The sequence below is a fragment of the Faecalibacterium hominis (ex Afrizal et al. 2022) genome (assembly GCF_049545105.1).
In the GTDB taxonomy this organism is placed as follows: Bacteria; Bacillota; Clostridia; order Oscillospirales; family Ruminococcaceae; genus Faecalibacterium; species Faecalibacterium duncaniae.
Genome location: NZ_CP186860.1, coordinates 917,207 through 941,079, shown reverse-complemented (window position 1 = coordinate 941,079; position 23,873 = coordinate 917,207). Strand labels below are relative to the sequence as shown.

Sequence of the window (23,873 nt, the reverse complement as noted above, 5' to 3'; positions counted from 1 at the left end):
CCAAGCTGGCTGCTCTCTGGCGGGCAGTGATTGCTTTGCGCCCGCGGCGGCAGTATACGCCAATATGGCTGTTTCAACAAACCATACCACTATACATTATAAGCTCTTGGATACAATAGCGCAAGAAAAATCTTTGCAAAGAAACTGCTAAGATTTCATCAGGTTTGAACAAAAAACTTTCCACCACAAAGCGCTTGCATAACCGGCGGGATTTGCTTATAATGAGGGTAAGCAAAAGTGCGACTGTTCCGGGGCAGCCCGGAGGAAAATGGAGTGAAAACATATGGAAAAGCGTGTATTTTTGATCGTACTGGACAGCTTTGGCATCGGCGCGGAGCCGGATGCAGCCGCCTTTGGCGACGAGGGCACCAACACGCTGGGGGCCATTGCAGGGCATCCCAATTTCAACTGCCCCAACCTGAAAAAGCTGGGCCTGTTCAACATTGACGGTGTGACTGCGGGCGAAAAGACCGACGCGCCCGCCGGTGCCTTTGCCCGCCTGCAGGAGCAGAGCATGGGCAAGGATACCACCATCGGCCACTGGGAGATCGCCGGTGTGGTCAGCCCGAACCCGCTGCCCACCTTCCCCAACGGCTTCCCGGAGGAGCTCATTCAGGAGTTTGAGGCAAAAACCGGCCACAAAGTCCTCTGCAATCTGCCCTATTCCGGCACCGAGGTGCTGAAGGACTACGGCGAGCAGGCCATGAAGGAAAATGCTCTCATCGTCTACACCAGCGCCGACAGCGTGTTCCAGGTGGCTGCCCACGAGGAGCTGGTGCCCGTGCACGAGCTTTACCGCTACTGCGAGATCGCCCGCGAGATGCTGAAGGGCGCGTACGGCGTGGGCCGTGTCATCGCCCGGCCCTTCCTGGGCAGCAGCGCCGAGACCTTCTACCGCACCACCAACCGCCACGACCTGAGCCTGAAGCCGCCCCGTGCCACCATGCTCGACCTGCTGAAGGAGGCCGGCAGGGATGTCATCGCCGTGGGCAAGATCTTTGATATCTTTGACGGGCAGGGCGTGACCGAAAAGATCAAGACCACCGGCAACACCAATGGCATCGCCTTCACCAAGGCATTGCAGACCCGGGATTTCGAGGGTCTGGCCTTTGTGAATCTGGTGGATTTTGATATGCTCTACGGCCACCGCCGCGACGTGCCCGGCTATGCCGCCGCCGCCACCGAATTTGACCGCTTCCTGGCCGACTTCATCCCCGGGATGCGGGAGGGCGACCTGCTGATGATCACCGCCGACCACGGCTGCGACCCCTCCTACACCAAGACCACCGACCATACCCGCGAGTATGTGCCGTATCTGGTCTGCGGCAAGGGCGTGAAGCCCGGTGTGGATTTGGGCACCCGGCTCTGCTTTGGCACCATTGCACAGACCGTGTGTGAATATCTGGGCGTGGATGCTTCCAGCCTGGACGGCCACAGCGTGCTGCAGGAGATCCTGAAGTAATATCGGCCCTCTCCGTCACGCGCCCGCGTGACGGAGAGGGTTATTTTTTGTGCAAAGTCTTGAACAATATAGTCAGTTGTGGTAGACTAGCACATGCACGCCCGGTGCGTACAAGGTTTACGCCGGGCGCAGGAATTGATATGGTTTCAGAATAGAAGGAGACTATCACATGAGAATCAATCGTACTCTGGGGCTGGCACTGACCGCTGCTGTGCTGGCTGTTGCCATGACTGGCTGCTCCAATAGTGCATCTTCCACCGCATCCTCCGCTGCTTCCAGCGAGGCTGCTTCCTCTGTGGCCGCTTCCAGCGAAGCTGCCGAGAGCGAGGCCGCTGCCGCCAGCGTTGTCAGCACCGAGGATCTGGACGTGAACGGCACCACCTACTCCGCTGACTGCTACGGCGAGTTCACCCTGTCCAACGGCGACACCATGAAGCTGTGGAAGGTGAAGGACGCTTACGCAGACCTGAGCGCTCTGCCCATGAAGGGCATGGCCGAGGAGTTCCCCATCGAGGCCGAGGCCGAGCAGATCTATGTTGCTGACGTGACCAGCAACGGCGAGACCACCCGCCAGTATCTGCGCACCGACAAGGCTGGCCGCAACGGCACTGTCTCTGTCAAGACCTTTGAGCTGGGCGACGCTGAGTAATCGCGCTTCCCTGTAAAATCAGCAGACAACAAGCCCCGGACCTTTTGCAAGGCCCGGGGCTTGTGCTGTTTTATCCTGTTTTATTCTCCGCTGCTGCTGGAGCCGAACAGGGCATCCAGCACGGTGGAAGCGGCCTGATGCAGGGAGTTGGCAGCAGATTCCACCTGCTCCTGCGTGGGCAGAGAGATAGAAGGTGCTTCTGCTCCGCCGGTGGATTCACTGCTGGCTTCACTCTCAGCAGGTGCTTCGGTGGAAGCCTCGCTCTCGGCAGGCGCTTCGGGGGTGGGTTCTGCGGGCTGCTCATCGGCAGGCTGTTCCGCAGGCACGCTCTCGGCAGGTTCCTCCACAATGACGCTGTCGGGCGATTCCTCCACAGAGGTGCCCGCGTTGGGGTCAGCCGTGGGGGTGTATACCTCGGTCTTTTCAGGGGTCTGCTGGGTATCGCTCACGGTGCCCTCGCCGCCCAGAACGGATGCAATCAGTTCCTTGGCCTGGCTGACGGAGTTCTCATCCGGCTTCATCACATAGAGGCTCTGACCCTTTGCGGAGTAGCACTGGGAGCTCTTGCCGCCGGTGCCGGTCACGGTATAGCTCTGGATGTCCCAGTCAGACAGGCTTGCCAGCTGCATCCGCACCAGTGCGGAGATCTGCTCCTGAGAAAGGCTGGTCACAAAGCAGTCGGACACAGCATCCATCAGCTTGGAGAAGCTCATCAGCACGGTGGGGGATTTGATCTTATTCATCATGGCATCGATGACTTTCATCTGGTTGATGCCGCGCTGGATATCGCCGGAGGCAAAGGCGTGACGCTCACGGGCAAAGGCCAGAGCGCTCTTGCCGTCCAGATGGTTCCAGCCCTCGGCAAAGGTGGTGGGATCATAATAGCCGGGGCTGCCCACCGAGGTGAACGCCTGATCGGAGTAGACATCCACGCCGCCCACGGCATCGATGATGCTGATGAAGCCCGCAAAGTTGATGCGGAGGTATTGGTCCACATTGACCCCGTACAGGTTGCCCAGGGTTGCCATGCTGGTCTCCACGCCGTACAGACCGGCATGAGTCAGCTTGTCCTTGCTGTTGGTGCCCGCCAGATCAACGTAGTAATCGCGGGGGGTGTTGATGAGCGCCACCTGTTTGGTGGAGGGGTTGACCACGGCGAGAATGTTCACATCGCTGCGGGCCTTTTCAGTCAGTTCGCCGCGGTTGTCCACGCCGCTCAGATAGACCACAAAGGGCTCCTTGGTGATCTTGTTGGCCTCGGTGCCGGTGACAAGGCCGGAGGTCACGTTGTCCAGTGCACTCAGGCCCTGCTGCGCCCAGACACAGCCCAGCGCCAGAAAGGCGCACAGGAACACCGAGAACACCCGGGATACCTTGCGGGGGGCGCTGTACTCCTGGCAGCGCTTGACCAGCAGCCAGAACAGCACCAGCAGCGCCACAATGATGACCAGATACAGCGCGGGCAGCATCTGGGTGCGCCAGAGCTGGAAGAAGGCCGCAATGCTCAGAATGGCTTGTACGATCAGCAAAACAGTACCTCGTTTCGGGTTGGCCGCGCCGGTATCCGCATCCGGCTTGCGGCGGGGGGGCTTTGACTCCGGGGCAGGCCCGCCGGTATGCTTCGGCGGCTTGGGCGGTGCAGGCGGCGGGGTGGGGGCGGCAGTTTCCGGCGCAAAAAAGGCCGCGCTGTCCACCTCCACGGTTTTTTCTTCCGGTGGGCGGTGGCCCCGGTGGATATGCCGGGTGCTGTCATCGTCCATATGGGAACGGGAAGTTTCATCAAACATAGGAATTCTCCTTTTTGACATGTCCTCAGGCAAGGGGCACGATGGTAAGAACGGCCCGTGCCGGCAGGCAGGTGGCCGTCTGATCCTCCTGCGAGATCCAGCCAAAGCTTTCGCAGATGTGGTCAGGGCAGGGGGAATCAATGAACCGTGCCGCGCCGTCTTTGACCTCGATGTGCACCGTCAGATAGCCGGTGTCGATGTCATAGACGGCATCCTTGTCCAGAGAGATCTTCTGCACCGTGTTCGCGTCGCCGTAGATCAGCTCCGCGCCCAGGGTGCTGCCGCTCTGCCCGGCACTGCGGAGGTAAAAAAGCACCCCCGCGATCACCAGAACAACAGCGGCGAACAGTAAATTGACCCAGAGATTTTTTTTCTGTTTCATGGCTCAGGCATCCTTCTGGGGGAACAGCTGTTCCAGCTCGGCCAGCCACAGGGCGGCGCAGGCATCGCTGGGCATCCGCCAGTCCCCGCGCGGCGAGAGGGTCACGCTGCCGATCTTGGGGCCGTCGGGCAGGCAGCTGCGTTTGAACTGCTGGGCAAAGAACCGCCAGTAGAAGTTGCGCAGCCACTTGTAAAGCACCGCGTCCGGGTATTCCTCCCGGCCTGCAAAGGCTGCCCTGGCCAGCCGGAAGATCTTTGCCGGGCCAAAGCCGAAGCGGAGCACATAATAAAGGTAGAAGTCGTGCAGTTCATAGGGGCCCACCAGATCCTCGGTGCGCTGTGCGATCTCGCCGTTGTCCTTGGCGGGCAGCAGCTCGGGGGACACAGGGGTGTCGAGGATGTCCAGCAGCACTTCTTTCAGGGCCGGGGTGGCGGCAATGTCGGCTTCGTACCGGACAAGGTGGCGCACCAGCGTTTTGGGTACGCCTGCGTTCACGCCGTACATGCTCATGTGGTCGCCGTTGTAGGTGGCCCAGCCCAGGGCCAGCTCGGAAAGGTCGCCGGTGCCCACCACCAGGCCGCCGGTGCGGTTGGCAGTGTCCATCAGTTCCAGGGTGCGCACGCGGGCCTGACCGTTTTCATAGGTCACGTCCAGCACGCTCTCGTCCTGGCCGATGTCCCGGAAGTGGCTGTGCACTGTGGCGGCAATGTCGATCTCGGTAAAGCTGACGTGCAGCTCGTCACAGAGGATCTCCGCATTGCTGCGGGTGCGCTTGGTGGTGCCAAAGCAGGGCATGGTCACGGCCAGCACATCGGTGGTGGGGCGGCCCAGCTGTTTCATGGCGCGGACAGCCACCAGCAGGGCAAGGCAGCTGTCCAGACCGCCCGAAATGCCGATGACGGCTGTTTTGGCGCGGGCGTGCTCAAGACGCTTGGCCAGGCCATCGGCCTGCATCTTCAAAATCAGCTCACAGCGCTCGGCACGCAGCTGTTCGTTGTGGGGGATAAAGGGGGTGGGGTCTACCCAGCGGGTCAGCACGGTGTCGGACAGGGCCAGGTCGAACTCCACGGTCTGGTAGCCCTCGGTGCTGGGCTCAAAGCTGGTGTTGCGTGCTCGCTCCGATTCCATCCGCTGGCAGTCCAGCTCTGTCTCGGCAAGGCCGCCTGCAAAGGGCTTCACCTCGGCCAGCAGGGTGCCGTTCTCGGCGATCAGGTCGTGGCCTGCGAACACCATGTCCTGGGTGCTCTCGCCGTGGCCTGCCGAGGCGTACAGGTAGCCGCAGAGCAGGCGGGCAGACTGGTTTTCCACCAGTGCCCGGCGGTACTCAGCCTTGCCTACCGTTTCATCGCTGGCCGAAAGGTTGGCGATGACGGTAGCGCCTGCCAGTGCGTGGAAGGTGGAGGGCGGCAGCGCGCTCCACAGATCCTCGCAGAGCTCCACGCCCAGCACAAAGCTGGGCATCTGGCGGCAGCGGAAGAGCAGGGAGGTGCCAAAGGGGACATCCTGCCCGCAGACATTCACCCACTCCACCTCGGTGGAACCGGGGGTGAACTGCCGCTTTTCATAGAACTCGCCGTAGTTGGGCAGGTACGTTTTGGGAACCAGACCCAGTAGCTGCCCGCGGCAGAACACGGCAGCGCAGTTGTACAGCTTGCCCCGTACCATCAGGGGCAGGCCCACAAGGGCCACGGTGTCCAGCTCCCGGCTGGCATCCAGCAGCTCCTGCAGGCCGGTCAGGGCTCCCTGCTGCAGGGTGCGCTGCAAAAACAGGTCGCCGCAGGTATAGCCAGTCAGGCAGAACTCGGGGAACACGGCCAGCTTTACGCCGCGGGCGGCGGCGGCACGCAGCTCCGTGAGGATCTGCCGGGTGTTGTAGGCGCAGTCCGCCACCCGAAGCGCGGGCGAGAGGGCTGCTGCTTTCAAAAAACCATCTTTCATCGGAGGATTTCACATCCTGTCTCTCTTGTTTGCCCACGGCGAACAACTGTGCTCCCGTGGTGAGGATAGTATACCACACTCTGGCCAAAACGAAAAGAGGGCTGTTATCAACCTTCTCTGTCCCTGCGCCTGACGGTGGGGCAAAGAAGGGTTCTAACAACCCCCTGTGGATACACCAAATGGAAAACGAGATGGACCGTAAGCCGGGTTCTGTATTAAACGACGATCTGTCTAGGCCTGCCATTGCTGACAGGCTCGTGCCGCCTTCGGGACACGCGAGCAGCGCTGTACGTCCCATATAGGCGTTGCTTCCGGTAGGGTTTACAAAGCCGCATAGTCACCCATGCGCTGGTGAGCTCTTACCTCGCCCTTTCATCCTTACCGCATTGCTGCGGCGGTTTCCTTTCTGTTGCACTTTCCCTGAGGTCACCCTCGGCTGCCGTTAGCAGTTACCGTGCTCTGTGAGGCCCGGACTTTCCTCAGAGCGGTCAAAGCCGCCCCGCCGCCGTATGTTCCACTCGTTTTCCGTTCCCCATGATACCATAAAAAAACAAGATTTGCAAGTGACGATGAAATTTGGTATAATAAATCTAAATATGGCGTGAAATTTTTGGGAGGAACAAAGGATGCAGCTGCTTTTCAATGTCCCGCCCGAAGCCGATGGCGTGCTGCTGCGCGGCTTTCTGCGCCGGTGTGCCGTCTCCACGGAGCTGGCCCGGGCGGTCAAATTCCATGGCAGCGGCTTTTTTGCGGACGATGTGCCCATTCTGGCCAACCGCCGCGTGCAGGCGGGGCAGGTGATCCGCTTTTCGCTGCCCGCCGACGGCCCCGGTGTGGAGCCCCAGCCTGAGATCCCGGTCAGGGTCGTTTACGAGGATGCCTTTGCCGTGGTGCTGGAAAAGCCGCCCCATCTGGCGGTCCACCCCACCCTGAACTACCCCCGGGATACCCTGGCAAACGGCTATGCCGCCTGGGCGGCTGCCCACGGCGAAAGCCCGGTGTTCCGCCCGGTGAACCGGATCGATAAAGACACCAGCGGGCTGGTGCTGGCCGCAAAGAACGGCTATGCCGCACCCCTGCTGGCCGAGGGCGTGGAAAAGCTCTATTACGCCATTGTAGAGGGCGAACTGCCCCTTGGTCCCGGAGTCATCGATGCCCCCATTGGCCGGAGAGGGGACAGCATCATCGGGCGGTGTGTGACCCCCGAGGGCAAGCCCAGCCGCACCGAGTATACCATATTAAAGGCAGCGCAGGGCCTGAGCCTTGCCGCCTGTGTTCCCGTGACGGGCCGCACCCATCAGATCCGGGTGCACTTTGCATCCATAGGCCACCCGCTGGCCGGAGACGACCTTTACGGCGGGCATCGAGACCGCATTGCCCGGCAGGCGCTCCATTGTGCCCGGCAGAGTTTCCGGGTGCCGGCTTACACCGAGGTGCCCGGCGGCATCCGGCTGGAAATGCCGGTGGAGGAACACGCCCGCACCGTTGCAGTGGAGAGCCCCCTGCCCGAGGATATGCGGGCATTGCTGGACGCTGAAATATGAAAATAAAGTGAAACCTCTGTGAAAGCTCTGCCCAAATTCTGTGACAAACCTTGTATCAGCCCGGGCAGGGTGTATAATTGATATGAATTTGTAACTTTCGACCCAAAACGTCAGGAAGGAGCAACCCCTTTTGATCGAAGAAAAAACAAAGGAGCCGCAGAGCCAGGCTCCTGCAGCGCCGGTGAAGGGCAGAGAAAAACTGCGAAGCTTCTGGGCAAAGGTCCAGATCTCCGGCCTGCTGCGGCGGCACCGTTTCCGCCGCAAAACGCAGCGGCACATGAATGATGTGACCAAAAAGCTGCGGGCCAGTGCCGTGGTGCTGGCAGTTGGCGAGGCACTCTATGCACTGGGCTTTGCGGCAGAGTACATGGTGGTGCGCACGGGGCGCGGTATTGCTGCTGTGGCCCGCAAACTGGCCCGCTGGTGCAGGAATGCCCTGCATACCATCATTGCAACAGCCTTTCCCGGTGCGGCGCAGATGTTCAAGGATCTGCTGGCACCGCTTTACCTGTTTTTCAAGGGCCTCGGCGCTGTGGCGGCCCACGCCAACGATGTGCGCCGGGAGCGGGGCTTTGGTGCTTCCGTAAAAGCGGCCGGGCGCTATTTTGTGGGCGGGCTCAAGCGCAACCTGAGCCTGCTGCCCCGGACAGCAATGTACATCCTGCCCCTGTGTATGCTGGCCGTGTTCGTCACGGTCTGGAACAGGACGATGGCCCAGCCCTATGCGCTGGCTGTGCAGGTGAACGGCCAGACCGTTGGCTATGTGGCCAATGAGGAAGTGTTCAACCTCGCAAAAGAGGATGTGATGCAGCGCATCAACTACGCCGGTTCGGACAAGACCGAGCTGACCATCGAGCCGACCTATACCATCTCCGTGACCCACAAGACCATGGATGAGAGCGAGACGGCAAACGCCATTCTGCAGAGCGCCAGTGACCAGATCAGTGAGGGCACCGCTCTGTATCTGGATGGGGAGCTGACGGCAGTCTGCTCCGATGGTGACACCCTGCGCGGCTATCTGGAGAGCCTGCTGGCCCCCTACGAGGATCAGGCAGACGAGAATGTCAGCGTGGGCTTTAGCAAAAATGTGACGCTGGAAGATGGAGTCTATTTCAACGACAGCTTTGAGGATGACAATTCCATTGAGAATATGCTGACCGGCGTGCAGCAGCAGGAGAAGATCTACACGGTCAAGGCGGGCGATACCCTGTGGGCCATTGCCCAGAAGAACGACCTGACCTTCCGGGAGCTGTGTGCCCTGAATACGAATTTCAAGGGTGCTCCCCTGGCCGAGGACTCCAATATCCAGGAGGGCGATCAGCTGATCGTGACCAAGCAGGAGGCTCTGCTGGAAGTCCGCATCACCAAGGTGGAGACGCGGGAGGAGGAGATCCCCTTCAGCACCGAGACCACCCAGTCCAACGAGTACACCAAGGGAACCACCAAGACCCTGCAGGAGGGCGAGAACGGCCTGCGCCGCGTCACCATGCAGAACGTCTACGATACCAACGGCGTGCTGCTGGAGCAGACCATCCTTTCCACTGAGACCATCCGGGAGCCGGTGAACAAAAAGGTGGTCGTTGGCACCAAGAAGGTCACGAAGAACGGTGCGGCGGCATACATCGGCGGCAGCGGTCAGTTCATCTGGCCTGTGCCGGGGTACCGCAACTGCTCGCGCTGGTATGGCAGCGGCCACAAGGGCGTGGATATCTGTGCCTCTGCCGGTACGCCCATCTATGCATCGGCGGGCGGCACCGTGACCAAGGCGGGTTATAACAAGGCCGGTGCCGGTACGGGCTATGGTTATTCTGTGATCATCAGCCACTCCGGCGGTTATACCACGGTCTATGCCCACTGCCTGTCTCTGGCGGTCAGTGCGGGCCAGACCGTGCGGCAGGGCCAGCTCATCGGCTATGTGGGCAGCACGGGCCGCTCTTCCGGCAACCACTGCCACTTCGAGATCCGCCGCAATGGCTCGTACATCGCACCGCAGAGCGTGTTCTCCGGGAAGCGATAAATCAGAACAGAACCTCTCCGTCAATGCGAAGCATAAACTTGGCTCCCCTATCAGGCAACAACGACGACCGCCGCCAGTGGCGGATGAAGGGGGGCGTTGTTGGGGCAGCGGCCAGCAGGACACGAGTGCAATACTTTGCACGAAGTGGACGCTGGGAGCCGCAACTCGTATGCTGGCATGAAGCGCCTGAGAGGTTTATTTTACAAACAAAAAGGAGAATGATTATGGCAACACCCCACATCAGCGCTGAAAAAGGCGATTTCGCAAAGACCGTCCTGATGCCCGGCGATCCGCTGCGGGCAAAGTTCATCGCGGATACCTTCCTCGAGGATGTCCGCCAGGTCACCGGTGTCCGTGGAATGCTGGGCTTTACCGGCACCTATGAGGGCCGCCCCATCAGTGTGATGGGCAGCGGCATGGGAATGCCCTCCATCGGCATCTACTCCTACGAGCTGTACAAGTTCTACGATGTGGACAACATCATCCGCATCGGCTCTGCCGGCAGCTACACCGACAAAGCCAAGCTGTTCGATGTGGTGCTGGCCGCCGGTGCCGTGAGCGAGAGCAATTATGCCCGGGTCCAGAGCGGCTTTGAGGGAGACCTCACCCTGCCCAGCCAGACCCTGAACGACAAGCTGCGCGCTTCCGCCGCAAAGCAGGGCATCCCCCTGATCGAGGGCAACATCCATTCCTCCGATGTGTTCTATCGCCAGCCCTCCGATGAAAAGCCCACCTACTGGGAAAAGCTGCGGGATGAGCGCGGCTGCCTGTGTGTGGAGATGGAGAGCTTTGCCCTCTTCGCCAACGCTCAGGTCCTGGGCAAGAACGCCGCCTGCCTGCTGACCATCTCCGACAGCTTTGTCTCCCCGGAGATCACCACCGCCGAGCAGCGCCAGACCAGCTTCACCAACATGATGAAGGTCGCACTGGGCGCGGAGTACTGATTTGCATTCACAAAAAGGGTTGTTGTCACACGACAACAACCCTTTTATGTTTTAAGTGTCACTATAATGACCGAAACAGGATGCGATAATGATATTGCCGTCCTGCTCTTTATAAACAATGCGGTGCGTATCGTCGATGCGGCGGCTCCACCATCCACTCAAATCACCTTTTAAGGGCTCGGGTTTTCCAATGCCCTCGTAGGAGTTCCGCTGGATGTCTTTCAGAAGTGTGTTGATACGCTTCAGCAGCTTTTTGTCTCGCGTCTGCCAAAGGCAGTAGTCCTCCCATGCTTCCTCTTCCCAAAGCAATCTCATTTAATCTACCTCGATCAAATCGTGCTCAGTGAGCTTGGCTTTTCCGGTATCGATGTCGTGGACGATCTGGCGGAGATGATTGATGTTGCTTTCCGAGTAGAACGGGTCGGCGGAAACCTCAAAGGGAATGCGGTGCTCCCGGGAAACTTTTTTGGCGAAAATCGTGAATGCCGTTGTCATAGAAAGTCCCATCTCGGCGCAAACCTCTTCCATGCTGCGTTTCAGGTCTGGGTCCATCCGGAAGTTCACATTGACTGCATTTGCCATTCTAATACACCTCTTTCTTGATTCTATTATATACGTCTGTAATGAAAAATGCAAGAACTTTCATTACATAATAAATGAACAACGAGAAATCTCTTGAAGAATTTGAGAACACGCCGTATAATTGAAGTGCAAAAGAGGGGATGAAAGATGAACGACTTTCAACCAAATCAGGATATCTGCCTTGTACCTTATTACCCAGCCTATGAAATTGCCCTTCCGTGGTATCAGGACGCAGAACTGTGCCATCATGTAGATAATCAGAATCGCATTTATGACCTGCCTATCCTGAAAAATATGTACCAGTATCTGGATAGTCATGGTGATTTGTTCTACATTGGATATAAGGGCATTCTGTGCGGAGATGTATGCTTGCAGACAAGCGGAGAAATTTCGATTGTGGTCTGCAAAGAGTATCAGAATCGGCACATTGGGAGAACAGTGATTGGGAAGATTCTTGCACTGGCAAAAGAGAAGAAATATCCGCAATGCTATGCAGAAATTTATTCCTTCAACAAGCAGTCCCGCAAAATGTTTGAAAGTATAGGATTTGTTCAGAAAGACGCAGAAACGTTTGTTTATACTTTAGAATGAAAAGGAGGCCCCTATGACCAATCTGACTTTAGACGAAAAGAAAGCCCTGATCCGGATGGCACTGGAAGCCCGGGAGCAGGCCTATGTGCCCTACTCCGACTTTATGGTGGGTGCTGCCCTGCGGGCCGAAGATGGCCGCATCTTCACCGGCTGCAATGTGGAAAACGCTGCTTTCACCCCCACCAGCTGTGCTGAGCGTACGGCCCTGTTCAAGGCGGTGAGTGAGGGCGTGACCCGCTTCACTGATATTGCCGTGGTGGGCTCCCGCCGCGGCGAGGTGAACAAGCAGATCACCTCACCCTGCGGGGTCTGCCGTCAGGCGCTGTTTGAGTTCGGCGGGCCGGAGCTGAACGTCATCATGGCAAAGACCCCCGATGATTTCATCGAGCGCAGCATGGACGAGCTGCTGCCCTTCGGCTTTGGCCCCTCCAACGTGGCGGGCAACAAAGCCGTGGAAGAGTGAGGCGGGAAGCGGAGATTTTGCCAAAATTGGCGAAAAAGTACGACTTTTACGCGAATTTTACAAAAAATCTGTAAAGATTTTGTAATCGGAAATGTCTTGCTTTCCTCACATGACCCGGCTATACTTGGGTCAGTAAGTGTGCAAGTGTGCGCATTCCCATAGTAAAGCGCAATTTTTAATGTATAAAAAGGAGAGTTTTCTTATGATGATTTCTCGTCGTAACTTCCTGGCTGTGGCTGGCGCTGCAGCTGCTGCCGCTGCTCTGACCGCCTGCGGTGGTTCTTCCTCTTCCACCAGCACCGCTTCCTCCACTGCTTCCTCTGCAGCTTCTGAGGCTGGCTCCGAGGCTGCCAGCAAGATCACAAAGGTCGCTCTGACCTGCGATACCGGCACGATCGATGACGAGAGCTTCAACCAGGCTTGCTGGAGCGCTGTTTCCAGCTACATGGGCGATGACTGCCAGTACTACATCCCCGAGGCTGACGCTTCCGATGAGGATCGTGAGACCATGATCCGTCAGGCTGTCAACGACGGCGCTGAGGTCATTGTCTGCGTTGGCTACCTGTATGGTGCTTCTCTGGCATGGGCTGCTGAGCAGTACCCCGATGTCAAGTTCGTCGCTATCGATGTCACCCAGGGCGATATCGGCACCGATGAGATCCCCTCCAACTGCTACTGCATCACCTTCAAGGAGGAGCAGGCAGGCTATCTGGCAGGTTACGCCATTGCCAAGGACGGCAAGACCAAGCTGGGCTTCCTGGGCGGCATGGCTGTTCCCGCTGTCATCCGTTACGGCTACGGCTTTGTGCAGGGCGCTGATGCTGCTGCTCAGGAGCTGGGCCAGAACATCGACATCAACTACTTCTACGGCGGTCAGTTCTACGGCGATGCCAACATCACCTCCCGTATGGAGGGCTGGTACTCCAACGGCACTCAGGTCGTCTTTGCCTGCGGCGGCGGTATCTACACCTCCGCTGTTGAGGCTGCCCTGAAGAACAACGGCTACGTCATCGGCGTTGACGTTGACCAGAACTACATCGGCGCAAACGGCGTTGCTGATGGCACCTATGCTTACAACCCGTTCATCACCTCCGCTATGAAGGGCCTGTCTGAGGCTGTTTCTACTTCTCTGTCCGACATCGAGGCAGGCGAGTGGAGCACCATCGCAGCAACCAACGGCAACTTTGGTCTGGAGGACGGCGATTACATCGGCCTGCCCACCGATGAGGACAGCTGGAACTTCGAGACCTTCACGGTTGAGGAGTACGAGGAGCTGAAGCAGAAGATCGCTTCCGGCGAGATCGTTGTTGACAACAGCTCTGACGACGCTACCAAGCCTACCGTCAGCGAGTTCACCAACGTCACCTACATCCAGTAAAATTTGAACAGTCCGCAAGGGCTGCAGGGAACGACCCTCTCCGTCATTGCCGCCAGGCTTTGACGGAGAGGGTCGTTTTTGTCTCGCGAAAAATCGTGCAGCTTGCACAAAAGTAATACTTATATGAGTACATCCCGCCAAAAAATCAAAAAGAAGTGTGCAAAACCGCAAAAATACGGTATAATGGTACACAGAATAGTATAGGTGTCGATTTGACACGAAAGGAGAGTGAGCAGATTGGCAGAGGATTTTGTGATCGAGATGCTCCACATTACCAAGGAGTTCCCTGGAATCAAGGCAAACGATGATATCACCCTGCAGCTGCGTAAGGGCGAGGTACATGCCCTGCTGGGCGAAAACGGCGCTGGCAAAAGTACGCTGATGAGCGTGCTGTTCGGCTTGTACCAGCCGGAAGCCGGTAAGATCTTCAAGAACGGCAAGGAGGTCGCTGTCCGCAACCCCAACGATGCAAATGCGCTGGGCATCGGCATGGTGCACCAGCACTTCAAGCTGGTGGAATGCTTCAGCGTGCTGGATAACATCATTCTGGGCGTGGAGCCCAATAAGCTGGGCTTTTTGCAGAAGGCTGAGGCCCGCAAGAAGGTCATGGCCCTGAGCGAGAAGTACGGCCTGCGTGTGGACCCCGATGCACTCATCAGTGATATCTCTGTTGGTATGCAGCAGCGTGTTGAGATCCTGAAGATGCTCTACCGCGACAACGAGATCCTGATCTTTGATGAGCCCACCGCTGTTCTGACCCCGCAGGAGATCGACGAGCTGATGGAGATCATGCGCGGGTTCAAGAAGGAAGGCAAATCCATCCTCTTCATTACCCACAAGCTCAACGAGATCATGGCAGTGGCAGACCGCTGCACGGTTCTGCGCAAGGGCAAGTATATGGGCACTGTGGACATCAAGGACACCACCAAGGAAGAGCTTTCCCGCATGATGGTCGGCCGCGATGTTCAGCTGCAGGTGGACAAAAAGCCCGCCGCCCCCGGTGAGGTGGTGCTGGACGTGCAGAACGTTACCATGCACAACGCCCAGCACAAAAAGGATGACGTCAAGAACGTCTCCTTCCAGGTACGTGGCGGTGAGATCGTCTGTCTGGCGGGAATCGAGGGCAACGGCCAGACCGAGTTTGTCTACGGCCTGACTGGTCTGGAAAAGTTCAACAGCGGCAAGGTGCTGCTGGACGGCAAGGAGATCACCAACGAGAGCATCCGCCAGCGCTCCAAGGACGGCATGAGCCATATCCCTGAGGACCGCCACAAGCATGGTCTGGTGCTGGATTACAGCCTGGAAAACAATATGGTGCTCCAGCGCTACTGGCAGCCCGAGTTCCAGCACAACGGCTTTATCCGCAGTGAAAAGGTGCGGGAGTACTCTGATAAGCTGATCGCCCAGTATGACGTGCGCAGCGGCCAGGGCAGCGCCACCATCGTGCGCAGCATGTCCGGCGGCAACCAGCAGAAGGCGATCATTGCCCGTGAGATCGACAAAGATCCCAAGCTGCTGGTGGCAGTGCAGCCCACCCGCGGCCTGGATGTCGGTGCCATTGAGTATATCCACAAGCAGATTGTGAATGAGCGCGACAAGGGCAAGGCTGTGCTGCTGGTCAGTCTGGAGCTGGACGAGGTGATGAACCTCTCTGACCGGATCCTTGTGATGTACGAGGGTGAGATCGTGGGCGAGTTTGACCCCAAGACCACCACGGTTCAGGAGCTGGGCCTGTACATGGCCGGTGCCCGCAAGCAGGGAAAGGAGTAAGCAGAAATGAAAAACAAAAAACTTTCCCACAACGGGCTGCAGGGTTCTGTCACCAGCGTGATGGCTGCCCTGCTGTGTATCCTGATCGGTCTGTTTGTGGGCTTCCTCGTGCTGCTGGCCATCAACCCGGCCCACGCATGGGCAGACGGTTTTGTCCGCATCCTCAAGGGCGGCTTCCATGATGCCCCCTATGGTGTCGGCAAGGAGCTGGCCAACGCCGCGCCCCTGATCATGACCGGCCTTTCCGTGGGCTTTGCCTTCAAGACCGGCCTGTTCAACATCGGTGCCGCCGGTCAGTACACGCTGGGCGCTTACGGTGCCCTCTACTGTGCCATCATGCTCAAGCTGCCCTGGTTCGTCTGCCTGCTGGCTGCGGCCATTCTGGGCGGTCTGTGGGGCGCCATCCCCGGTTTCTTCAAGGCCTACTTCAACATCAACGAGGTCATTACCTCCATTATGTTCAACTGGATCGGCCTGTACCTCGTCAATGAGCTGGTCTACCAGAACGGCACCGGCCCCATGTACGATGTGCGCAACACACGCACCCTGAACCTGGGCAAGAACGCAGATTTCGCCCAGTCCGTTATCCCGGACTTCGGCCTGAACAAGCTGTTCCAGACCAACAGCACCACCATCGCCATCTTCCTGGCCGCTGTGGTGGCCATCCTGATCTGGGTGGTGCTGAACAAGACCACCTTTGGCTATGAGCTGAAGGCGGTCGGCCTGAACAAGAGCGCTGCCCGCTACGCCGGTATCAACGAAAAAAAGAACATCATCCTCTCCATGGCCATTGCCGGTGCGCTGGCAGGCTTTGGCGCGGGCCTGTTCTACCTGTCCAACGTGGGCCAGTGGAACCCCCTGAACTCCACCAGCCTGCCCGCCATGGGCTTCAACGGCATCTCCGTTGCCCTGCTGGCAAGCTCCAACCCCATTGGCACCATCTTCTCGGCCCTGTTCATCTCCCACATCTCGGTGGGCGGCACCTTCCTTTCCACCAAGTATTACCCCACGGAGATCGCCGACCTGATCAGCGGCATCATCATCTACCTGTGTGCATTCTCCATGCTGTTCCGCGGCAAGATCCAGAAGCTGCTGTTCAAGAATGCGGACAAGACCAATGTGAACGCAGAGCCTGCCCCGGCGGAAAAGGCCAACGCGAAGAAGGAGGGCAAGTAAGATGCTGCTTTTGATCAAATATACCCTGCTGTATGGCATCGTCCTGATGCTGGTGGCACTGGGCGGTATGTTCAGTGAGCACTCCGGCATCATCAACATCGCGCTGGAAGGCATCATGGTCATCGGCGGTGTGGCGGGTGTTCTGACCCTGACCTTGCTTCCGGCCGACATGTCGCCGTTCCTGGTGGTGCTGATCTCGGTCCTGGTGGCTGCGCTGGCCGGCATGGTGTACAGCCTGCTGCTGGCCTTTGCCTCCATCAACCTGAAAGCGGACCAGACCATCGGCGGCACAGCCCTGAACCTGCTGGCCACCGCCATAGCCGTGGTCATTGCAAAGTATTTCAGCGACAGCGGCAGCGCCAAGCTGAACTATTCCAACAAGCCGTTCCTGTTCAGCATCGGCGGCCTGGAGCTGAGCATCTTTGTCCCGCTGGGCATCGTGCTGCTCATTATCAGCTATGTGGTGCTGTACAAGACCCGCTTCGGCCTGCGCCTGCGCGCCTGCGGCGAACATCCTCAGGCAGCCGATTCTGTGGGCATCAACGTCTACAAGATGCGCTACGCGGGTGTGCTGCTTTCCGGTGCGCTGGGCGCTATCGGCGGTCTGGCCTACATCGTGCCCCCTGTCCAGACCTGGAACTTTGAGGTCGGCGTGGCTGGCGCGGGTTTCCTTGCACTGGCTGTTATGATCTTTGGCCAGTGGAAGCCTTTCAACATCTGTGCCGCCGCCATGTTCTTTGCCGTGTTCAAGAGCCTGGCAAACATTGCGGACTCCACCTTCCTGGCGCAGCTCCACTGGTCCAGCAACATCTATAACATGATGCCGTTCATCGCATCCATGATCATTCTGGCCTTTACCTCCAAAAACAGCATGGCCCCCAAGGCTGAGGGTATCCCTTACGACAAGGGTTCCCGCTGAGCGAGGTTTGTTCCAAGGGCGCAGCTGCTTTTCCGGGCAGCTGCGCCCTTGGTGTTCAAAACCCGACAAAGGAGACGGAATGTGGATTGCCTTTGTCAAAAAGTCTGTTATAATGGAATTTATTGAAAGTCATACTGTCAGACAGGAGAATTGCGATGCGTATTTATGATCTGATTGCGAAAAAGCGCGATGGCGGTACCCACACCCGGGAAGAGCTGGAGGCCATTGTCAACGGCTTTGTCAGTGGGGAAGTGGCCGATTACCAGATGGCTGCCTGGATGATGGCGGTCTACCTGCGCGGCATGACCAACGAAGAAACAGCCGAGCTGACGGACGTGATGGCCCACAGCGGCGTGATGGTCGATCTTTCCCCCATCCCCGGCATCAAGGTGGATAAGCACTCCACCGGCGGCGTGGGCGATAAGACCACCCTTGTGATCGCCCCTGTGGTGGCGGCCTGCGGTGTAAAGATCGCCAAGATGAGCGGCCGCGGCCTGGGCCATACCGGCGGCACCATTGACAAGATGGAGAGCGTGCCCGGCACCAGAACTGCCCTTTCGCAGGAGGAGTTCTTTGCCCAGGTGAACAAGATCGGGCTGTCGGTCATTGGCCAGAGCGAGGGCATTGCCGTGGCGGATAAGAAGATGTACGCCCTGCGGGATGTGACCGCCACGGTCAGCTGCATCCCGCTGATCGCCTCTTCCATCATGTCCAAGAAGCTGGCCTCCGGCTCCGATGCCATCCTGCTGGATGTGACCACCGGCACCGGTGCCTTTATGAAGACCGTGGACCAGAGCATTGAGCTGGCTGAGCTGATGGTTGCCATCGGCACCCACCATGGCCGCCGGGTGGCCGCCATGATCACGGATATGGATACCCCGCTGGGCCGCAACATCGGCAACAGCCTTGAGGTCATGGAGAGCATGGACGTGCTCAAGGGCAAGGGCCCTGCCGACCTGACCGAGGTCTGCCTGCAGCTGGCCGCCAATATGCTGGTGCTGGCAGGCAAGGGCAGCCGTGACGCGTGCCGTGCCATGGCCGAGGCTGTGATCGCGGACGGATCTGCCTTTGCCAAGTGCAAGGAGATGTTTGCGGCCCAGGGCGGCGACACCCGTGTGCTGGACGATTACAGCCTGTTTGAGCAGCCCGCGGCCAGCTTTGAGCTGCTGGCCGAGCAGGATGGCTACATCGTGGCCAACGATGCCGAGAAAATCGGCTCTGCCAGTGTGCTGCTGGGCGCTGGCCGCCAGAAGAAGGGAGACCCGCTGGACTTTGCGGCCGGCATCACCCTGCACAAAAAGCGCGGCGACTATGTGCACAAGGGCGAAAGCCTGGCTACCTTCTATGGTGCGGCAGATAAGTTTGAAGCCGCTGCTGCGGAGTACCGCAGCGGTCTGGTCTATGGTGCGGAAAAGCCCGAGGAGGCCCCGCTGGTCTACGCCCTTGTCACCAAGGACGGCGTGGAGCGCTACTGAGAAAGCATTCTTCCCGCAAGGCGGGAGGGACGGAAAGGACATTTTCTATGAAGATCATTCTGGTGGGCTGCGGCAAGGTCGGCACAGCGCTGGCACGACAGCTCAGCGAGGAAGGCCACAATGTCACGGTCATCGATACCAACAAGGCCCGTGTGGAGCATATCAGCGAATCCTATGACGTGATGGGCATTACCGGCAACGGCTCCTCCATCACAACGCTGTCCGAGGCAGGGATCGAGGAAACGGACGTGTTCATTGCGGTCACCGGCTCGGACGAGCTGAACCTGCTCTGCTGCATGTTTGCCAAAAAGGCGGGCCACTGCCACGCCATTGCCCGTGTGCGCAACCCCTCCTACAGCCATGAGCTGGACTTCATCAAAAAGCAGATCGGCATTTCGGCCATCATCAACCCGGAGATGGCGGCGGCGCGGGAGATCTCCCACCTGCTGCGCTTCCCCGGTGCCAGCAAGATCGATACCTTTGCGGAAGGCCGGGTGCGGCTGATCAAGTTCACCCTGACCGAGGCGCAGGCACTGGACGGTGTGGCCATCCGGGAAATCCCCACCCGGCTCAAGAGCGATATCCTGGTCTGTGCCGTGGAGCGCAACGGCGGGGTCATCATCCCCAACGGTAATTTTGTGCTCCAGACCGGCGATCAGGTCACCTTTCTTGCAACGCAGGAAAAGGCCCACGAGTTCTTCCAGCGCATCCATCTGGCCGTGCGTCCGGTGCGCAATGCCCTCATCGTGGGCGGCGGTGCCATTGCCTTCTACCTGAGCCAGGAGCTGCTGGAAAACCATGTCCGGGTGCGGATCGTGGAGCGGGACCCTGCCCGCTGCGATGTGCTGGCCCAGGCCCTGCCCGAGGCACAGATCCTGTGTGAGGACGGCTCCAACCGCGAGTTCCTGCTCTCCGAGGGCCTGACCTCCACCGAGGCCTTTGTGGCCCTGACCAACATCGACGAGGAAAATGTCCTGCTGACCCTGTTTGCCAAGAAGCATTCCAATGGCAAGCTGGTCACCAAGATCAACCGCCTGGAATTTGATGATATCCTGGCCGGGCTTGATCTGGGCAGCATCGTCTACCCCAAGTACATGACCTGCGATTACATCGTGCAGTATGTGCGCGCTTTGCAGAACGAGGCAGGCAGCAACATCAAGACCCTGTACCGCATTCTGGACGACCGTGTGGAGGCGCTGGAATTTACGGTCCATGAGAAGAGCCGCGCCACCGGTGTGCCCCTGAGCCAGCTCCACCTGAAAAAGAACCTGCTGCTCTGCTGCATCACCCGCGGCAACGAGATCAAGATCCCGCGCGGCGGCGATGAGATCCAGGTGGGCGACAACGTTATCGTGGTCACGCTGGAGCACGGCCTGCATGACCTGCGGGACATCGTGGAAGATTAACGGAGGCGCGGCATGAATTATGCGATCGTTCTGCGGCTGCTGAGCTACATCCTCTATTGCGAAGCCGCGCTGCTCCTGCTGCCCGCCATGGCCAGCCTGATCTACGGTGAGTGGATGGTGCTGGGCGTGTTCCTGCTCACGGCAGCGCTTTCTGCGGTGGCGGGCGCTCTGCTCCACCGCATCAAGCCCAAGAGCCAGATCTTCTATATGCGGGAGGGCTTTGCCACCACGGCGCTCTGCTGGCTGCTCATCAGTGTGGTGGGCGCGGTGCCCTTTGTGCTCACGGGCAGCATTCCCAACCCGGTGGATGCCATGTTTGAGACCGTTTCCGGCTTCACCACCACCGGTGCCAGCATCCTGCCCGCCGTGGAGGACCTGCCCAGGGGCATCCTGTTCTGGCGCAGCTTCACCCACTGGATCGGCGGCATGGGCGTTCTGGTGTTCCTGCTCTCCCTGCTGCCCCTGACCGGCGGCTCCCATGTCAACCTGATGAAAGCCGAAAGCCCCGGCCCGCAGGTGGATAAGCTGGTGCCCAAGGTGCAGTCCACGGCAAAGATCCTCTATGGCATTTATTTTGGCCTGACTGTCATCGAGTTCGTGTTCCTGTTGTTTGGCGGGATGCCGGTGTTTGAAGCTCTGCTTACCTCCTTTGGTACAGCGGGCACCGGCGGCTTCGGCTTCCGCAATGACAGTTTTGCCAGCATGTCGCCCTATGTCCAGTGGGTCGTGACCATCTTTATGATCCTGTTTGGCGTGAACTTCAACGCCTATTTCCTGCTGCTGATGCGCCGCTTCCGCCGCGCTGCCGCTAGCGAGGAGGTGCGCGCCTACTTTGTGATCATCGGTGTGGCTGTGGTCATCATCACGGCCAACATTTACAGCATGTACAACGGCTTGGGCGAGGCCCTGCGCCACGCCGCCTTCCAGGTGGGTTCCATCATTACCACCACAGGATTTTCCAGCTGTGATTTTGACCTGTGGCCCACCCTCTCCAAGGAGATCCTTGTCATGCTGATGTTTGTGGGTGCCTGCGCAGGCAGCACCGGCGGCGGCATGAAGGTCAGCCGCCTCCTGCTGATGGGCAAGACTGTGGGCAAGGAGCTCAAGCAGGCCCTTCACCCGCAGGTGGTGGCCCCTGTCCGGATGGACGGCAAGGTGGTCAACCATGAGACCATCCGTGCCACCAATGTCTATGTGGCCGCCTACATCTTCATCTTTGCGGCATCCTTCTTCCTCATCAGTCTGGATGGCTTTGACATGGTGACCAACTTCACCGCCATTGCCGCCACGTTGAACAACATCGGCCCGGGCCTTGCCCAGGTGGGCCCCATGATGAACTTTGGCAGCTACTCCAACCCCGCCAAGCTGGTTATGATCTTTGACATGCTGGCGGGCCGTCTGGAGATCTTCCCCATGCTGGTGTTCTTTATGCCGGACACCTGGCGGCGGTTCTGAGCAAAATAACAAAGCGGATGCGCTCCCACCGGAACGCATCCGCTTTTTGCTGTATCAGGATTCCTGCGGCTTTTTCCCCAAGAGCGCCACGCCGCTCAGCACGATGACCCCGCCCAGCAGGGCAAGGCCCGCACCAGCCTGCCCGAAGGCATCGCCGACAGCACCCACCAGAGGACTTGCGGGAATCATCAGCAGGCTGTATGCCATGCCGTCCACGCTGATGAGGGTGGCCCGCTGGTCACTGGGGATGGCATCGTTCAGCTTCTGGCTCTCGTGGAGCAGATAGACCTCCAACACACCCTGCACCAGCATCATGCCCAGGATGCCGCCCCAGGCAGGCGCAGCACCCACCAGCAGAGTGCCCACACCGCAGAGCAGGGCACAGGCTGTGTAGAGCCGCCGCATGGAACGGCATCTCACCCTGCGGCCGATCTCAGTGCCCGCAACGCAGGCCAGACCGCCCAGCAGCAGGGGAAGGAAGAGCAGCTCTGTGGGCCAGCCCAGCTCAACGAGCCGCTGCTGCAAAAACATCTTGGTCAGGTAACTGGGCACGCTGATGAGGGCGCTGGATGCGATAAGCTTCACCGCCATTGGGCAGGTGCGCAGGACATGCAGGCTGTCCTGCACCAGCTGGCGGAACTGTTCGGGCAGAGCGTGCAGCGGGTGCTTTTCCCGGCTGGCCTGCGACTCAGTGACGATGGGCTCCGCAAGTAGCATATTGGCAAGGGCAGAAGCACCCTCAAAGGCGGCGTTCAGCAGATAAAAGCCCGCGTAGCCGAGAAACCGGTTCAGGATGCTGGCCATGGAGCCTATGGCGTTGGCCAGCATGGAGATCTGGGAGCCGTTGGCAGAGACCTGAATGTATTCCTCTTCGCAGCCCTCCTGTTTCAGGCTGTCGTAGAGCAGCGCCGTGGAGGTGCCGGAAAACATGGTCATAGCCAGCGCGTTCAGCCCCATGGCAAGGCAGATGGTGAATAGGTCTGACGCAAAGGCCATCAGCAGGCTTTGCAGGACCATGCACACGCCGCCGGACACGAGGGTCTTTTTCCGGCCCAGCAGGTCTGCCGCCATGCCGCTGGGCACCTCACACAGCAGGCTGACAACATGGAACACGCTCTCGGCCAGGCCAATCTCCCACAGGGAGAAGCCCCGGGCCGCCAGCAGGGCCACCCATACCGCATCCGTGATGCGCAGGCCGGAGAAGAGATCAGAAGTATAAATGCAGGCGAGCTGCTTTTTTAAATTGAGTTTATGATCCATTGGAAACACCCTTTCTATTTATAGTGAATGATTCAAAATAGAAAGTGTACCCAAAACAAAAGCGCCCCACAGCAAAGCTGCGCGGCGCTGAAAATCATGCTCCACGCTTTGCTGAAAGAGACAAAAGGGTACACTTCGAGCCGGAAAGTATTAAATCTGACCTTTTTTGAAAAAGATGCAGCCATTCCAACCCATCTGGGTGTACCCTCCTTTCAGTAAAACGTTACGCTTACAATACCATACTTTCGGCCAAAATACAAGCAAAACCGTAAAATTCAGGGAAAAAGTGCCGCCCCGGCTTGCAAACAGGCCCAAAGTGTGGTAAGATGATATCCGGTTATGAAACCTGAATATCTTGAAAACGCAGCGACGGAGAGAGTACGCATGCAGTTCCACAGCAAAGAGAGAAGCTTCACCGGCTGAAAGGGCTTCCGCGTGGGTGTGTGCCGAAGTTCGCTCCTGAGCGGCCTGCCCGAACGGTTTCTATTAGGGCAGGACGGCGCGCCCCGTTACGGCGTTTGAGAGCCGCCCTTCTTTGTGCAGGGCGGAAACCGGGTGGTACCGCGGAGCATTGGATTTGCAAAGGCTTCGTCCCTTTTGTCCGGCCAGAAATGGCCCGGCAGGGGACGGGGCCTTTTTTTGCTGCCCCGCTTTGAAAACACGAACTGAGAAGGA

General features: G+C 58.7%; 20 protein-coding genes, 1 other RNA gene and 1 other annotated feature. Of the genes, 14 read left to right on the top strand and 7 right to left on the bottom strand.

Going from position 1 to position 23,873, the window contains the following annotated elements; translation table 11 throughout:
- The first annotated feature begins 283 nt into the window (after positions 1 to 283).
- Both ACKXGA_RS04515 and ACKXGA_RS04510 read left to right on the top strand, forming a co-directional pair.
- Positions 284 to 1,462 (top strand): phosphopentomutase, encoded by a 1,179-nt coding sequence (locus ACKXGA_RS04515; protein ID WP_005931044.1) that lies wholly within the window; start codon positions 284 to 286, stop codon positions 1,460 to 1,462.
- 169 nt (positions 1,463 to 1,631) lie between these two features.
- Positions 1,632 to 2,111 carry a hypothetical protein gene (locus ACKXGA_RS04510; RefSeq protein ID WP_179859179.1) on the top strand — a complete coding sequence of 160 codons (480 nt, stop codon included), beginning with the start codon at positions 1,632 to 1,634 and terminating at the stop codon, positions 2,109 to 2,111.
- A gap of 80 nt (positions 2,112 to 2,191) precedes the next feature.
- Here ACKXGA_RS04510 and ACKXGA_RS04505 read toward each other — a convergent pair whose 3' ends face one another.
- From ACKXGA_RS04505 to rnpB, 4 genes are all read right to left on the bottom strand, one after another.
- Positions 2,192 to 3,898, bottom strand: coding sequence for an LCP family protein (locus ACKXGA_RS04505; RefSeq protein ID WP_423730182.1), 1,707 nt, complete (start codon positions 3,896 to 3,898; stop codon positions 2,192 to 2,194).
- 25 nt (positions 3,899 to 3,923) lie between these two features.
- Positions 3,924 to 4,280, bottom strand: coding sequence for a NusG domain II-containing protein (locus tag ACKXGA_RS04500; RefSeq protein ID WP_117504707.1), 357 nt, complete (start codon positions 4,278 to 4,280; stop codon positions 3,924 to 3,926).
- 3 nt (positions 4,281 to 4,283) lie between these two features.
- The gene (locus tag ACKXGA_RS04495; protein WP_423730181.1) at positions 4,284 to 6,218 is read right to left on the bottom strand and encodes an NAD(+) synthase; all 1,935 of its coding nucleotides are present in this window, start codon (positions 6,216 to 6,218) and stop codon (positions 4,284 to 4,286) included.
- Between the two features lie 183 nt (positions 6,219 to 6,401).
- Positions 6,402 to 6,739, bottom strand: an RNA gene (gene rnpB, locus ACKXGA_RS04490) — RNase P RNA component class A.
- Between the two features lie 105 nt (positions 6,740 to 6,844).
- Here rnpB and ACKXGA_RS04485 point away from each other — a divergent pair.
- The 3 genes from ACKXGA_RS04485 (at position 6,845) to deoD (ending at position 10,723) form a co-directional block, all read left to right on the top strand.
- Positions 6,845 to 7,762: an RluA family pseudouridine synthase gene (locus ACKXGA_RS04485; protein WP_423730180.1), complete on the top strand. Its 918-nt coding sequence runs from the start codon at positions 6,845 to 6,847 to the stop codon at positions 7,760 to 7,762.
- A gap of 130 nt (positions 7,763 to 7,892) precedes the next feature.
- Positions 7,893 to 9,779, top strand: coding sequence for a peptidoglycan DD-metalloendopeptidase family protein (locus ACKXGA_RS04480; protein ID WP_423730179.1), 1,887 nt, complete (start codon positions 7,893 to 7,895; stop codon positions 9,777 to 9,779).
- Between the two features lie 224 nt (positions 9,780 to 10,003).
- On the top strand, positions 10,004 to 10,723 hold the full coding sequence (gene deoD, locus ACKXGA_RS04475; RefSeq protein WP_223384058.1) for a purine-nucleoside phosphorylase: 720 nt from the start codon (positions 10,004 to 10,006) through the stop codon (positions 10,721 to 10,723).
- A 51-nt stretch (positions 10,724 to 10,774) separates the two neighbouring features.
- Here deoD and ACKXGA_RS04470 read toward each other — a convergent pair whose 3' ends face one another.
- On the bottom strand, positions 10,775 to 11,038 hold the full coding sequence (locus ACKXGA_RS04470; protein ID WP_097773600.1) for a Txe/YoeB family addiction module toxin: 264 nt from the start codon (positions 11,036 to 11,038) through the stop codon (positions 10,775 to 10,777).
- A complete protein-coding gene (locus tag ACKXGA_RS04465; RefSeq protein WP_005931018.1) occupies positions 11,039 to 11,305 on the bottom strand; it encodes a type II toxin-antitoxin system RelB/DinJ family antitoxin in 267 nt (88 codons plus the stop codon).
- 147 nt (positions 11,306 to 11,452) lie between these two features.
- Between ACKXGA_RS04465 and ACKXGA_RS04460 the strand changes: the two genes are divergently transcribed.
- The 9 genes from ACKXGA_RS04460 (at position 11,453) to ACKXGA_RS04420 (ending at position 21,938) form a co-directional block, all read left to right on the top strand.
- Positions 11,453 to 11,896: a GNAT family N-acetyltransferase gene (locus tag ACKXGA_RS04460; protein WP_215666093.1), complete on the top strand. Its 444-nt coding sequence runs from the start codon at positions 11,453 to 11,455 to the stop codon at positions 11,894 to 11,896.
- A 13-nt stretch (positions 11,897 to 11,909) separates the two neighbouring features.
- Entirely contained in the window at positions 11,910 to 12,359 is a 450-nt protein-coding gene (locus ACKXGA_RS04455) for a cytidine deaminase (RefSeq protein ID WP_005931014.1), read from the top strand.
- A 202-nt stretch (positions 12,360 to 12,561) separates the two neighbouring features.
- Positions 12,562 to 13,737 (top strand): BMP family lipoprotein, encoded by a 1,176-nt coding sequence (locus tag ACKXGA_RS04450; RefSeq protein ID WP_035393669.1) that lies wholly within the window; start codon positions 12,562 to 12,564, stop codon positions 13,735 to 13,737.
- A gap of 261 nt (positions 13,738 to 13,998) precedes the next feature.
- Positions 13,999 to 15,507, top strand: a complete 1,509-nt coding sequence (locus tag ACKXGA_RS04445) for an ABC transporter ATP-binding protein (RefSeq protein ID WP_423730383.1) — start codon at positions 13,999 to 14,001, stop codon at positions 15,505 to 15,507.
- 6 nt (positions 15,508 to 15,513) lie between these two features.
- Positions 15,514 to 16,683, top strand: coding sequence for an ABC transporter permease (locus tag ACKXGA_RS04440; RefSeq protein WP_156069987.1), 1,170 nt, complete (start codon positions 15,514 to 15,516; stop codon positions 16,681 to 16,683).
- A 1-nt stretch (position 16,684) separates the two neighbouring features.
- Positions 16,685 to 17,602 (top strand): ABC transporter permease, encoded by a 918-nt coding sequence (locus ACKXGA_RS04435; RefSeq protein ID WP_423730178.1) that lies wholly within the window; start codon positions 16,685 to 16,687, stop codon positions 17,600 to 17,602.
- A gap of 155 nt (positions 17,603 to 17,757) precedes the next feature.
- Entirely contained in the window at positions 17,758 to 19,077 is a 1,320-nt protein-coding gene (locus ACKXGA_RS04430; RefSeq protein ID WP_423730177.1) for a thymidine phosphorylase, read from the top strand.
- 47 nt (positions 19,078 to 19,124) lie between these two features.
- Complete coding sequence (trkA, locus tag ACKXGA_RS04425) at positions 19,125 to 20,483, top strand: Trk system potassium transporter TrkA (RefSeq protein WP_423730176.1); 1,359 nt, start codon at positions 19,125 to 19,127, stop codon at positions 20,481 to 20,483.
- A 12-nt stretch (positions 20,484 to 20,495) separates the two neighbouring features.
- Positions 20,496 to 21,938, top strand: a complete 1,443-nt coding sequence (locus ACKXGA_RS04420) for a TrkH family potassium uptake protein (protein WP_005930985.1) — start codon at positions 20,496 to 20,498, stop codon at positions 21,936 to 21,938.
- A 54-nt stretch (positions 21,939 to 21,992) separates the two neighbouring features.
- On the opposite strand, the gene ACKXGA_RS04415 is transcribed toward ACKXGA_RS04420, so the two are convergent.
- Positions 21,993 to 23,198 carry an MFS transporter gene (locus ACKXGA_RS04415; RefSeq protein ID WP_423730175.1) on the bottom strand — a complete coding sequence of 402 codons (1,206 nt, stop codon included), beginning with the start codon at positions 23,196 to 23,198 and terminating at the stop codon, positions 21,993 to 21,995.
- A 357-nt stretch (positions 23,199 to 23,555) separates the two neighbouring features.
- Positions 23,556 to 23,797 (top strand) — a binding site (T-box leader).
- The last annotated feature ends 76 nt before the right edge of the window (positions 23,798 to 23,873 follow it).

Coding starts and splice junctions, on each gene's coding strand:
- ACKXGA_RS04515 (WP_005931044.1), top strand. CDS start 284: ATGGAAAAGCGTGTATTTTTGATCGTACTGGACAGCTTTGGCATCGGC.
- ACKXGA_RS04510 (WP_179859179.1), top strand. CDS start 1,632: ATGAGAATCAATCGTACTCTGGGGCTGGCACTGACCGCTGCTGTGCTG.
- ACKXGA_RS04505 (WP_423730182.1), bottom strand. CDS start 3,898: ATGTTTGATGAAACTTCCCGTTCCCATATGGACGATGACAGCACCCGG.
- ACKXGA_RS04500 (WP_117504707.1), bottom strand. CDS start 4,280: ATGAAACAGAAAAAAAATCTCTGGGTCAATTTACTGTTCGCCGCTGTT.
- ACKXGA_RS04495 (WP_423730181.1), bottom strand. CDS start 6,218: ATGAAAGATGGTTTTTTGAAAGCAGCAGCCCTCTCGCCCGCGCTTCGG.
- ACKXGA_RS04485 (WP_423730180.1), top strand. CDS start 6,845: ATGCAGCTGCTTTTCAATGTCCCGCCCGAAGCCGATGGCGTGCTGCTG.
- deoD (WP_223384058.1), top strand. CDS start 10,004: ATGGCAACACCCCACATCAGCGCTGAAAAAGGCGATTTCGCAAAGACC.
- ACKXGA_RS04470 (WP_097773600.1), bottom strand. CDS start 11,038: ATGAGATTGCTTTGGGAAGAGGAAGCATGGGAGGACTACTGCCTTTGG.
- ACKXGA_RS04465 (WP_005931018.1), bottom strand. CDS start 11,305: ATGGCAAATGCAGTCAATGTGAACTTCCGGATGGACCCAGACCTGAAA.
- ACKXGA_RS04460 (WP_215666093.1), top strand. CDS start 11,453: ATGAACGACTTTCAACCAAATCAGGATATCTGCCTTGTACCTTATTAC.
- ACKXGA_RS04455 (WP_005931014.1), top strand. CDS start 11,910: ATGACCAATCTGACTTTAGACGAAAAGAAAGCCCTGATCCGGATGGCA.
- ACKXGA_RS04450 (WP_035393669.1), top strand. CDS start 12,562: ATGATGATTTCTCGTCGTAACTTCCTGGCTGTGGCTGGCGCTGCAGCT.
- ACKXGA_RS04445 (WP_423730383.1), top strand. CDS start 13,999: ATGCTCCACATTACCAAGGAGTTCCCTGGAATCAAGGCAAACGATGAT.
- ACKXGA_RS04440 (WP_156069987.1), top strand. CDS start 15,514: ATGAAAAACAAAAAACTTTCCCACAACGGGCTGCAGGGTTCTGTCACC.
- ACKXGA_RS04435 (WP_423730178.1), top strand. CDS start 16,685: ATGCTGCTTTTGATCAAATATACCCTGCTGTATGGCATCGTCCTGATG.
- ACKXGA_RS04430 (WP_423730177.1), top strand. CDS start 17,758: ATGCGTATTTATGATCTGATTGCGAAAAAGCGCGATGGCGGTACCCAC.
- trkA (WP_423730176.1), top strand. CDS start 19,125: ATGAAGATCATTCTGGTGGGCTGCGGCAAGGTCGGCACAGCGCTGGCA.
- ACKXGA_RS04420 (WP_005930985.1), top strand. CDS start 20,496: ATGAATTATGCGATCGTTCTGCGGCTGCTGAGCTACATCCTCTATTGC.
- ACKXGA_RS04415 (WP_423730175.1), bottom strand. CDS start 23,198: ATGGATCATAAACTCAATTTAAAAAAGCAGCTCGCCTGCATTTATACT.